The sequence below is a fragment of the Streptomyces sp. DSM 106670 genome (assembly GCF_055792845.1).
Genome location: NZ_CM147704.1, coordinates 2,052,143 through 2,063,550, shown reverse-complemented (window position 1 = coordinate 2,063,550; position 11,408 = coordinate 2,052,143). Strand labels below are relative to the sequence as shown.

At 73.3% G+C, this 11,408-nt stretch carries 8 protein-coding genes; 7 read left to right on the top strand and 1 reads right to left on the bottom strand.

Annotated features, from left to right (window positions below):
• Window positions 1-76: 76 nt before the first annotated feature.
• The 6 genes from ACSMXR_RS09065 (at window position 77) to ACSMXR_RS09040 (ending at window position 8,335) form a co-directional block, all read left to right on the top strand.
• Entirely contained in the window at window positions 77-2,290 is a 2,214-nt protein-coding gene (locus ACSMXR_RS09065; protein WP_473171598.1) for an acyl-CoA dehydrogenase, read from the top strand.
• 31 nt (window positions 2,291-2,321) lie between these two features.
• Entirely contained in the window at window positions 2,322-3,512 is a 1,191-nt protein-coding gene (locus ACSMXR_RS09060) for a lipid-transfer protein (RefSeq protein WP_137235221.1), read from the top strand.
• A gap of 188 nt (window positions 3,513-3,700) precedes the next feature.
• On the top strand, window positions 3,701-5,164 hold the full coding sequence (locus ACSMXR_RS09055; RefSeq protein WP_473171597.1) for an MFS transporter: 1,464 nt from the start codon (window positions 3,701-3,703) through the stop codon (window positions 5,162-5,164).
• Between the two features lie 208 nt (window positions 5,165-5,372).
• Window positions 5,373-6,227 (top strand): MaoC/PaaZ C-terminal domain-containing protein, encoded by an 855-nt coding sequence (locus ACSMXR_RS09050; RefSeq protein WP_381908140.1) that lies wholly within the window; start codon window positions 5,373-5,375, stop codon window positions 6,225-6,227.
• Window positions 6,228-6,275: 48 nt separating this feature from the next.
• On the top strand, window positions 6,276-7,352 hold the full coding sequence (locus tag ACSMXR_RS09045; protein ID WP_473171596.1) for a Zn-dependent alcohol dehydrogenase: 1,077 nt from the start codon (window positions 6,276-6,278) through the stop codon (window positions 7,350-7,352).
• A 35-nt stretch (window positions 7,353-7,387) separates the two neighbouring features.
• Window positions 7,388-8,335 (top strand): 3-oxoacyl-ACP reductase, encoded by a 948-nt coding sequence (locus ACSMXR_RS09040; protein ID WP_137235217.1) that lies wholly within the window; start codon window positions 7,388-7,390, stop codon window positions 8,333-8,335.
• Window positions 8,336-8,731: 396 nt separating this feature from the next.
• On the opposite strand, the gene ACSMXR_RS09035 is transcribed toward ACSMXR_RS09040, so the two are convergent.
• On the bottom strand, window positions 8,732-10,069 hold the full coding sequence (locus tag ACSMXR_RS09035; RefSeq protein ID WP_473171595.1) for a hypothetical protein: 1,338 nt from the start codon (window positions 10,067-10,069) through the stop codon (window positions 8,732-8,734).
• Between the two features lie 213 nt (window positions 10,070-10,282).
• On the opposite strand from ACSMXR_RS09035, the gene ACSMXR_RS09030 reads away from it, so the two are divergent.
• Window positions 10,283-11,317: an ABC transporter substrate-binding protein gene (locus ACSMXR_RS09030; RefSeq protein ID WP_473171594.1), complete on the top strand. Its 1,035-nt coding sequence runs from the start codon at window positions 10,283-10,285 to the stop codon at window positions 11,315-11,317.
• Window positions 11,318-11,408: the final 91 nt, after the last annotated feature.

Below are 11,408 nucleotides of genomic sequence, written 5' to 3'. Positions count from 1 at the left end.
TCTCCTGACCTTCCGTCATATTGAAACGTGTTCTACTCTTGCGCCGTTCCAGTGGCTGCGACCGGCGGAGACGCGCATGGACAGGGGTACGGCGATCGGTACCGGCATCGGCATCACCGAGGAGCACCGCGCGCTGGCGCACTCCGTACGGGGGTGGCTGGCGCGGGCCGCACCACCCGGCGAGGTGCGCAAGCTCCTCGACGCGGAAGGCCCGGCGACCTCCGGCGTGCGCCCCGCCCACTGGGAGGCGCTCGCCGGGCAGGGGCTGACCGGCATCCATCTGCCCGAGGCGTACGGCGGTGGCGGCGGGGACCTCCTCGACCTCGCCGTGGTCCTGGAGGAGGCCGCGTACGGATCGCTGCCGGGGCCGTACCTCGCGACCGCGCTGGTGGGCGCGGTGCTGCGGCGGGTGGTGCGCCCCGGGACCGGTGACCTGCTCCGGGCGCTGGCCGCCGGGGACCGTACCGCCGCCTTCGCCCTCACTCCCGGCACCCTCACCGCCACCCCGGCCCCGGGCGGCCACCGGCTCGACGGGACCGCCCCGCCCGTCCTGACCGGCGAGGCGGCCGACCTCCTGCTCCTGCCCGCCGCCGACGCGTCGGGCGGTGTGCTCTGGTTCCTCGTGGACGCCGGGGCCGACGGGCTCACCGTGCGCCCGCACCGCAGCGTCGACCCGACCCGGCCCACGGCCGGGGTGCGGGCCGACGCCGTCCACGTACCGGCCCACCGGAACCTGCCGCTCGACGCCGCCCTCGTCCGCGACCTGGCCGCCGTCCTCCTCGCCGCCGACGCCTGCGGGACCGCCGCCCGGAGCCTGGACACCGCCGTCGCGCACGCCGCCGTACGGGAACAGTTCGGGCGGCCCGTCGGGGCGTTCCAGGCGGTCAAGCACCTCTGCGCCGACCTGCTCGTCCGCCTCGAACAGGCCCGCGCCCTCACCTGGGACGCGGCCCGCGCCGCCGACGAGGAGCCCGAGGTGCGCGGGCTCACCGCCGCCCTCGCCGCCGCCACCGCGCCGGAGGCCGCGTACACCTGCGCCAAGGACGCCATCCAGATCCTCGGCGGCATCGGCTTCACCTGGGAGCACGACGCCCACCTCCAGCTGCGCCGGGCCGTCCTCGCCCGCCAGCTCCTCGGCGCCGCCGACGCCCACCGGCTGCGCGCCGTCCGCCTCGCCGAGGTCGGAGCCCGCCGCGAACTCACCCTGGAACTCCCGCCCGAGGCCGCCCGCCACCGCGCCGAGGCCCGCCCCCACCTCGCCGCCGCCCGGGGCCTGGCGCCCCGCGAGGCCCGCCGCGCCCTCGCCGCCACCGGCTACGCCGCCCCGCACCTCCCCGCCCCGTACGGGCTGGGCGCCGGCCCCGTGCAACAGCTCGCGATCCAGCAGGAGTCACGCGAACAGGGCATCCGGCTCAGCGACCTCTCCGTCGCCACCTGGGTGGTGCCGTCGCTCATCGCGTACGGCACCGATGAGCAGCGCGAGCGCTATCTGCCCGCCACCCTGCGCGGCGACCTCCAGTGGTGCCAGCTCTTCTCCGAACCCGAGGCCGGCTCCGACCTCGCCGCGCTCCGCACCCGCGCCGTACGGACCGACGAGGGGTGGCGGATCACCGGGCAGAAGGTCTGGACGAGCGCCGCCCGCACCGCCGACCACGGCATCCTGCTGGCCCGTACCGACCCGGACGCCCCCAAGCACCGCGGACTCACCTACTTCCTGGTCGACATGAAGAAGGCCCGGGGCATCGACATCCGGCCGCTGAAGGAGATCACCGGCGAGGCACTCTTCAACGAGGTCTACTTCGACGACGTCCTGCTGCCCGCCGACGCCGTCGTCGGCGAGGTCGGCGGCGGCTGGCGGGTCGCCCGCAACACCCTCGGCAACGAACGCGTCCACATGGCCGACCAGATGACCTTCGACAGCGGGCTCGAAACGCTCATCGCCCGCTCGGCCGGGCTCGACGAGGTGACCGGGGCCCGGATCGGCGCGCTCGCCGCCGAGGCCCACGCGCTCGCCTGCATCGGACTGCGCACCACGCTCCAGCAGGTCTCCGGCCGCGAACCGGGCGCCGGGGCCTCGGTCCGCAAGCTCGTCCAGACCCTCCACCAGCAGAAGGCCGCCGAGCTCACCCTCGAACTCCTCGGCCCGGACGGCGCGGTGGACGAACCGGCGGCGGGCGGACGGGCCCTCCACGGCTTCCTGATGTCCCGCTGCCTGACCATCGCGGGCGGCACCACCCAGATCCAGCTCAACGTCGTCGCCGAGCGGATCCTCGGCCTGCCCCGGGACTGACCACACGCACGGAGAAGGATGGAGTCGGAAGATGAAGGCCTACATCGTCGGCGTCGGCATGACGAGGTTCGAGAAGCCCGAGACCCGCGACTGGAGTTACGGGGACATGGTCCGCGAGGCGGGCAGCGCCGCCCTGGCCGACGCCGGGGTCCGCTACGACCAGGTCGAACAGGTCCCCGTCGGCTACTGCTTCCAGCCCTCCACCGCCGGGCAGCGGGCCGTCTACGAACTGGGACTGACCGGCGTCCCCGTCTACAACGTCAACAACAACTGCGCCACCGGCTCCACCGCCCTGATGCTGGCCCGGCAGTTCGTCGAGGGCGGCGGCAGCGACTGCGTCCTGGCCGTCGGCTTCGAGAAGATGGCCCGGGGCGCGCTGGGCGGCGGCTCCGACGGCGGCGACTTCGCGACCTCGCCCGTCGCCCGGCACTACGGGATCATGGCGGCCGGCCACGGCTTCGTGAACGCCCCGCCCACCGCCCAGATCTTCGGCAACGCGGCCCGCGAGCACATGGAGCGGTACGGGACGACGCCCGCGCAGCTCGCGGCGGTCGGCGCGAAGAACCACCGGCACTCGGTGAACAACCCGTACGCCCAGTTCCAGGACCCGTACACGGTCGAGGAGATCCTCGCCGCCCGCACCGTCCACGACCCCCTCACCAAGCTCCAGTGCTCGCCCACCTCCGACGGGGCGGCGGCGGCCGTGGTCGTATCCGAGCGGTTCGTCGAGCGACACGGTCTGGGGGAGCGGGCCGTGGAGATCGCCGCCCAGGCCATGACCACCGACACCGAGGCCTCCTTCGCCTCCGGCAGCTGCATCGACGCGGTCGGCGCCCCGATGTCGAAGGCCGCCGCCCAACAGGTCTTCGCGGCCTGTGGCCTCGGCCCGGACGACCTCGACGTCATCGAGCTGCACGACTGCTTCTCCATCAACGAACTCCTCACCTACGAGGCGCTGGGCCTGTGCGGCGAGGGGGAGTCCGGCAAGCTCGTCGAGTCCGGCGCGACCACCTACGGCGGGCGGTGGGTGGTGAACCCGTCCGGCGGGCTGATCTCCAAGGGCCATCCGCTGGGCGCCACCGGTATCGCCCAGGCCGCCGAGCTGACCTGGCAGCTGCGCGGCGAGGCCGGTCCCCGCCAGGTGCCCGGCGCCCGGACCGCCCTCGCCCACAACATCGGCCTCGGCGGAGCGGCGGTGGTCACGCTGCTGCGGCGCGGCTGAGCCGGACGGGCCCGGCGGCGGGTTCTCGGCGCGGGCAGGGGTGCACGGCGTGTGGCCGGGGCGCGGGCCGGGGTGCACGACCTGTGGCCGGGGCTCCCGGGGCGCGGGGCCTAGGTCCTGCGACCGGTGGCTCCGGCGCCGGACCTGGATCCGATACCCGATGTACGGGCCGTTCGCCGCCTGGGACCATGGCCGTCATGCCCGACGTCTCCGCGCCCATCTCCGCCCCGCCCGCCCCCGCCCGAATACGGCCCAGCACCTGGGCCGTCGTGCTCGCCGCCTGCACCGGCCAGTTCCTCGTCGTCCTCGACGTCTCCGTCGTCAATGTGGCGCTGCCCTCCATGCGGGCCGACCTGGGGCTGAGCGCGGCAGGTCTCCAGTGGGTCGTCAACGCCTACTCGATCGCGTTCGCCGGGTTCATGCTCCTGGGCGGGCGGGCCGCCGACATCTACGGGCGCAAGCTGATGTTCCTCGTCGGGCTCGGCGTCTTCACCGCCGCCTCCCTCGCGGGCGGCCTCGCCCAGGAGGGCTGGCAGCTCCTCGCCGCCCGCGCCGCACAGGGCCTCGGGGCCGCCGTCCTCGCCCCGGCCACCCTCACCATCCTCACCGCGGCCGTGCCCGAGGGCCCGGCCAGGACCAGGGCGATCGGCACCTGGATGGCGGTCGGGGCGGGCGGCGGCGCGGCCGGCGGGCTCATCGGCGGGGTCCTGACCGACGCCCTCTCCTGGCGCTGGGTCCTCCTGATCAACGTGCCCGTCGGGGCGCTCGTCCTGATCGCCGCCGCCCTGCGGATCACCGAGGGCCGCGCGGGCGACCGCCGCCGCATCGACCTGCTGGGCGCGGTCCTCGTCACCGCGGGCCTGGCCGCCGTCGCGTACGGCATCGTCCAGACCGAGGCCGAGGGCTGGACGGCCGCCGCCACGCTCGTACCGCTGCTCTCCGGAGTCGCGCTGCTCGCCGCCTTCGTGCTGGTGGAGGCGCGGACCGCCGTTCCGCTGATCCCGCTGCGCGTGTTCTCCGTACGGGCCGTGTCCTCGGCCAATGTGTCGATGCTGCTCATGGGGTCGGCGACCTTCTCCATGTGGTACTTCATGACCGTGTACGCCCAGAACGTGCTGGGCTACACGCCGTTGGAGGCCGGACTCGCGCTGATACCGACCTCGGCCGCCGTCATCATCGGCTCCAAGCTGGCCCCCCGCCTCATGGTGCGCACCGGGGCCAAGAGCCTCGCCGTCGCCGGGGTCCTGATCACCGCCGCGGGCTTCGGCTGGCAGTCCACGATGGGCGTGGAGGGCTCCTACCTCACCGCGATCTGCCTGCCCGGCGTGCTGATGATGGCCGGGGCCGGTCTCGCCTCCACCCCGCTCGCCACCCTCGCCACCTCCGGCGCGGAGCCGGGCGACGCCGGACTCGTCTCGGGCCTGGTCAACACCTCCCGCACCATGGGCGGTGCGCTGGGCCTCGCGGTGCTCTCCACGGTCGCCGCCGCGCGCACCGCGGGCTCCGGCGACGCTGCCGAGGTCACGGCCGGATACGCGCTCGCCTTCCGTACGGCGAGCGGGGTGCTGCTGGCCGGGGTGATCGTGATGCTGATCTGGCTGCCGAACCACCGCACGCCCCGCCCCGGGCGTCACCCGGAAACCGCGATCTGACGCGACGTCAGCAGTCTTCCCAACTTCCGGGGCCTGCGTTATACATGGGCCATCGGCTAGAACGCGTTCTAGAAGGCGTGCGTCCGTTCCGGAAGGGGCGTGTCCTGCCGGTCACCGCACGACCTCGGTGCGGCCGACGGTGCGGACGGCCGTGCCGAGGTCTTCCCACCGCCACGGACCACCCAGGACCTCAGGGAGCTGCTCCGTCATGCCCATTGATGTCTCAGCGGCCCTCGCCGCCGAACCCCGCCGGGCCGAGATCGACTGGAACCACAAGGACGTCCAGCTCTACCACCTGGGCCTCGGCGCGGGCGTCCCCGCCACCGACCCCGACGAACTGCGCTACACCCTGGAGTCCCGGCTCCAGGTGCTGCCGAGCTTCGCCACCGTCGCGGGCGCGGGCACGGCCGCCTTCGGCGGAATGGGGGCGCAGGGCATCGACGTGGACCTCGCCGCCGTCCTGCACGGCGGGCAGTCCGTACGCGTCCACCGTCCGATCCCGGTGACCGGCCGCGCCGTGCAGACCTCGAAGGTCGCGGCGGTGTACGACAAGGGCAAGGCCGCCGTCATCGTGCTGCGTACCGAGGCGGGCGACGACGACGGGCCGCTGTGGACCAACGACGCCCAGATCTTCGTACGCGGCGAGGGCGGCTTCGGCGGTGACCGCGGGCCGTCCGACCGGCTCGCCCCGCCGGACCGCGACCCCGACCGCACGGTCGAGCGGACCGTTCGCGAGGACCAGGCGCTGCTGTACCGGCTCTCCGGCGACTGGAACCCGCTCCACGCCGACCCCGCGTTCGCCGAGCTCGCGGGGTTCGACCGGCCGATCCTGCACGGGCTGTGCACCTACGGCATGACCCTGAAGGCCGTCGCCGACACCCTGCTGGACGGCGACGTCTCCCGTATCGCCGCCTACCGCACCCGTTTCGCCGGGGTGGTCTTCCCCGGCGAGACGCTCCGTATCCGGATGTGGACCGAGGACGGCCGTGTCCGGGTGACGGTCACCGCCGCCGACCGGGACGACGCTCCGGTCCTCGCCGACACGCTCGTCGAACACTCCTGAGCACTCCAGAACCCTGCTGTAGATGACGATGTGAGGGGAGCCCCACCCATGCGCGCAGCCGTACTCCACGAGATAGGCCAGGAGAAGCTCGAAGTCCTCGACGACGTCGAGGCGGTGGGCTTCGGCCCCGGAAAGGTCAAGCTCCGCATCCGGGCCACCGGCCTGTGCCACTCCGACGTCTCCGCGATGAGCGGCGTCCTCCCGCAGCCCGCCCCTTTCATCCCCGGCCACGAGGGCGCGGGCGAGGTCGTCGACATCGGCGACGGGGTGACCGGGCTCAACGCCGGCGACCGGGTCCTGGTCTGCTGGCTGCCCGCCTGCGGCGCCTGTCCGTCCTGCAAACGCGGCCAGACCCAGCTGTGCCTGGCCGGCTTCATGAACGCGGGCACCCCGAACTTCAAGCGCCCCGGCGGCGACGTCTTCGGCTTCGCGGGCACGGGCACCTTCACCGAGGAGGTCGTCGTCGGCGCGGGCTGCGCGGTGCCGATTCCCGACGACGTCCCGTTCGAGATCGCCGCCCTGATCGGCTGCGGGGTCACCACCGGCCTCGGCTCGGCCATCAACACGGCGAAGGTGGAAGCCGGTTCGTCGGTCGCCGTGATCGGCTGCGGCGGCGTCGGCATCTCCACGATCCAGGGCGCCCGGGTCCAGGGCGCGGCCCAGATCATCGCCGTCGACCCGGTCGCCTCCCGCCGCGAGGCAGCCCTCCGCTTCGGCGCCACCGAGGCCGTCGCCCCCGGCGAACTGGCCGACGCCAAGCAGCGGATCACCGGCGGCGAGGGCTTCGACTACGTCTTCGAGGTCGTCGGCAAGTCCGCCACCGCCCGCACCGCCTACGAACACACCCGCCGCGGCGGCACCCTGTGCGTCGTCGGGGCCGGGGCCATGGACGACATCTTCCAGGTCAACATGTTCGAGCTGTTCTTCGACGAGAAGCGCATCCTGCCCTCGATGTACGGCGGCGGGGACGTCCTGCGCTCCTACGAGCGGGCCATCGCGCTCTGGCGGGCGGGCCGCATCGACCTGGAGTCGATGATCACCCACCGGGTCCGGCTGGACGGGGTCAACGACGCCCTGGACCAGATGCGTACGGGCGAGTCGCTGCGTACCTGCATCGAGCTCTGAACCCCGCCCGCAGCCAAGGAAATCCGAGGACCGTGATGTCACTTCCCCTTCCGCTGGACGGACTGTCCGCGATCGTCACCGGCGCGGGCCGCGGCCTCGGCCGGGCCGAAGCGCTCGAACTGGCCCGCCTCGGCGCGGCCGTCGTCGTCAACGACTACGGGCAGCCCGGCCGCGACGGCTCCGGCGAGGCGTCCGCCGCCCCCGCCGAGGAGGTCGCCGCCGAGATCCGCGCGGCGGGCGGCCGGGCCGTCGCCCACCTCGGCGATGTCTCCGACCACGAACAGGCGCGTGCACTCGTCGAGTTGGCGATCTCGGCCCATGGCCGGCTCGACATCCTGGTCAACAACGCGGGCATCCTGCGCGACCGGATGGTCTTCTCGATGACCGAGGAGGAATGGGACTCGGTCGTCCGCGTCCATCTCAAGGGCCACTTCAACACCACGCACTTCGCCGCCGCCCACTGGCGGACCCGCTCCAAGGAGACCGGCGGACCGGTCTACGGCCGGATCGTCAACACCTCATCGGAGGCCTTCCTCGCGGGCTCGGCCGGGCAGCCCAACTACGCGGCGGCCAAAGGCGGCATCGTCGGTCTCACCACCTCCACCGCCCTGGCCCTCGCCAAGTACGGCGTCACCGCCAACGCCATCTGCCCGCGCGCCCGGACCCGGATGACCGAGGACGTGTTCGCGGGCTTCCAGGAACCGGCCGACGGCACCCTCGACCCGCTGGCGCCCGAGCATGTCTCCCCGCTCGTCGGCTATCTCGCCTCACCGGCGGCGGCCGGGGTCAACGGGCAGCTGCTCGTCGTCCACGGAGGCATGGTCGCCGTCGTCGAACGGCCCCGGGTGGCCGCGCAGTTCGACGCGACGAAGGAGACCTTCACCTTCGCGGAGCTGGACGAGCTGCTCACCCCGTACTACGCGGACCGGCCCCCGAACGAGACCTTCGCCGCCGCCGAAGTGCTGGGACTGAAGCGGCGGTAGCCGTACGCCCGTACGCCCGCCCCGACGCGCGAAAGGGCCCGGACCGGCGGTCCTCCCGCCGGTCCGGGCCCTTTCGCGCTGGACTGCTCGGCGGCTCAGGCCGCCCTGGACTCCTCTTCGGCGGGCCGGCGGTGGCGGCCGTGCGGCTGCACCGACGTGTTCTCCGCCGACGCACCCCCTCGGTGCTTTCCGGAACCACCGGTTCCGGACCCCTCGTCCGCCCCCGTCGGGCGCTGCTGGGTGGTGTCGGTCCGTGCTTCGGACATGTGGGAAGTCACCCCGTTGTGATCGCTTACTTCTGTCGCACCTACGTGTGTCGCAAGCCCCGCCACCGCCGTCCGAAGCGGTCACCGTCGGTACCCGCCCGATATGGCCGCGTAGCGTGGGCCCACGAGTCTAGTCAGATCGAGCCGCTCGGTGCAGAGGCGCCTGCCCCAACGGAACCGGCTTGCACACAGCAGGAGCGGCGACAGCGGCGGATGGTTCCGTTCCGCCCGCACCGTCACTCGGACAGCCGGTCACGGAGGAGGGTTCCACGTCCTCCGGGGCCGCCAGCAGCGCCACGCCGCAGGGCGTCGCCGCGTTCGCGTACGGGAGGTGCAACACCCCGTCCCGGCTCCAGTATCCGGCCCCCGGCGCCCAGCCCAGCGGGGCCGCGAACTGGTGCAGCCGGCGGCCCGCCGGACGCCAGACGCCCACCCAGCTGCCCGCCGCCCCGTCGATCCGCAGCGCCACCGCACAGCTCTCCGGCATCAGCATCTGGCCCGGCTGCACCGCGAACGGGGTCACCGCCGCGTCCGCGAGGCGCAGGCACTCCGGGAACCTGACCGGCAGACAGCTCCCCAGCACCCCCCAGCCGAGCCGGTCGTGGCCCGGCGCGTCGGAGCGGAGCAGCAGCAGCCCGCTGTCGGCGTCCGCGAGCAGCAGCCGGTCATCGCTCTCCGGCGCGATCTGGAGCAGCGGCGTCACCTCGCCCTGCCTGCCCAGATCGACGGCGACCGCCTTCACCGGTCCGCCGCCCGGGGCCCGCCGGTCCAGCGCCAGCATCCGGCCCGCCCGGTCCAGCCACACCCCGCCCGAGCAGTGCCCGGGAATCCGCGCTACCTCCTCGGGCCCGAACGCCCCGCCCGCCACCAGCCAGAGCGACGACTCGTCCTCGCCGGCCGACAGGGCGTACACGCACCGGCCGTCCGGCGACGGCGGGAGCAGGGTCATCCGCGCGCACGCGACCGCGCCCAGCAGGAGTTCGCCGGTCCCCGGCCCGGTCGGGTAGAGCAGCGAGAACATCTGCCGGTCCGCCACCTGCCGCTGGATCAGCACCCGTCCGTCGGCGAGCGGCGCCACCTGGGCGTCCGGCTCCTCGGGCTGGTCCAGGGGGAGAGGCACGGCATACGGCTCGGGCCCGTCCAGCGTCCAGCGCTCCGGATACCAGGCGCGCTCGCCCGGCGGGCCGGGGGCCGCGGTCAGCCGGGCGGCGTAGGCCCCGTCCGCGGTGAGCGTGAAGCCGCCCGGAAGGGGTGCGCCGTCGGCGGGCGACCGCGGGCCGACCCCCGTGGACGACGCTTCCGCTTCTTCGCCGCCCCGGGCTTCCCGGGCTTGCCCGGTTTCGCTGTCTTCCTCGGCTTTCCCGTCCTCCCCGGCGGGCCTTCCGGGCTCTTCCGGTTCGGGTTCCGCTTCCGGGTCCGCCGTCGCGGCGGCCCCGGCGGATCCACCCTCGATGGCACAGGCAGTCATGGACTCGTCACCTCCGGCTACGAAAGCTAGTTTTCGCACTTCCAGCCGAACAACACGAGCCACCGCACTTCACACATAAGGGTGGCGATGCCCGGATTCTCCTGAGGCGGCAGGGGTGAGTGTGCTGTCGGAGGCGGCCGTGTCTATGGTTAGGCAGCCCTAACCAAACACCCGTGCCCCCCCACGCACGTACGCGGACAACTGGAGTAAGTGATGTCCCCTCGACCCCGCGGTACCGCCGCAGTTGCCCTGGCCGTGGCGGCCGCTCTCTCCCTGTCGGCCTGCGGGGGCGACGACGCGGACGCGGCGAAGTCCGACGCGGGCGGCGGCAAGAAGGCCGCCGTCGCCACGGGCGGCAAGGACTTCGCGGACGCGGCGAAGAAGACGGCGGCGTACGGCACCGACGCCACGGCCGGCGAGTTCCCGCGTACGGTCACCCACGCCATGGGCAGGACCGAGATCAAGGCGGCCCCGAAGCGCGTGGTCGTGCTGGACGTCGGCGAGTTCGACAACGTGGTGTCGCTGGGCCTGAAGCCGGTCGGCTACGCCCCCAGCGAGGGCGACGCGGCCATCCCCTCGTACCTGAAGAAGGACGCGGGCGAGCCGAAGAGCGTCGGCACGATCAACAGCCTCAACCTCGAAGCCATCGCGGGCCTCCAGCCGGACCTGATCCTCGGCAGCCAGCTGCGTGCCGCGGACAAGTACGACGAGCTGTCCAAGATCGCGCCCACCGTGTTCTCCATCCGCCCCGGCTTCACCTGGAAGGAGAACTACCTCCTCAACGCCCAGGCGCTGGACCGCACGAAGCAGGCCGAGGCGAATCTCGACGCGTACGAGGCGAAGGCCGTCAAGCTCGGCGAGGACATCGGCCCCGACAAGCCGACCGTCTCGATGGTCCGCTACATGCCCGACCGCCTCCGGCTCTACGCCAAGGCCTCGTTCATCGGCACGATCCTTCAGGACGTCGGCCTGCCGCGTCCGAAGAACCAGCAGATCGACGACCTCGCCGCCGAGATCAGCCCGGAGAAGATCGACGAGGCGGACGCCGACTGGATCTTCACCGGCGTCTACGGCGACCCGAAGGCCACCCAGCGCGACACCGCCCGGTCCAACCCGCTGTGGAAGAACCTGAAGGCCGTCAAGGAGGGCCGGGCCAAGGACGTCTCCGACGAGACCTGGTACCTGGGCCTCGGCGTCACCTCGGCCGACCTGGTCCTCGACGACCTCCGCGCGGACCTGGTGAAGTGACCGCTCGGTCCGGCGCGGCGGCCGGCCGGTGAAGTAACGATTCGTGTCCGGCCGCCGGTCCTGGCGTACAGGTCCGGCGGCCAGGGGCGGC

What these genes read in the sequence shown, in the direction of transcription:
- ACSMXR_RS09035 (WP_473171595.1), bottom strand. Translation starts at nt 10,069, where the DNA reads ATGACTGCCTGTGCCATCGAGGGTGGATCCGCCGGGGCCGCCGCGACG.
- ACSMXR_RS09050 (WP_381908140.1), top strand. Translation starts at nt 5,373, where the DNA reads ATGCCCATTGATGTCTCAGCGGCCCTCGCCGCCGAACCCCGCCGGGCC.
- ACSMXR_RS09065 (WP_473171598.1), top strand. Translation starts at nt 77, where the DNA reads ATGGACAGGGGTACGGCGATCGGTACCGGCATCGGCATCACCGAGGAG.
- ACSMXR_RS09030 (WP_473171594.1), top strand. Translation starts at nt 10,283, where the DNA reads ATGTCCCCTCGACCCCGCGGTACCGCCGCAGTTGCCCTGGCCGTGGCG.
- ACSMXR_RS09045 (WP_473171596.1), top strand. Translation starts at nt 6,276, where the DNA reads ATGCGCGCAGCCGTACTCCACGAGATAGGCCAGGAGAAGCTCGAAGTC.
- ACSMXR_RS09055 (WP_473171597.1), top strand. Translation starts at nt 3,701, where the DNA reads ATGGCCGTCATGCCCGACGTCTCCGCGCCCATCTCCGCCCCGCCCGCC.
- ACSMXR_RS09040 (WP_137235217.1), top strand. Translation starts at nt 7,388, where the DNA reads ATGTCACTTCCCCTTCCGCTGGACGGACTGTCCGCGATCGTCACCGGC.
- ACSMXR_RS09060 (WP_137235221.1), top strand. Translation starts at nt 2,322, where the DNA reads ATGAAGGCCTACATCGTCGGCGTCGGCATGACGAGGTTCGAGAAGCCC.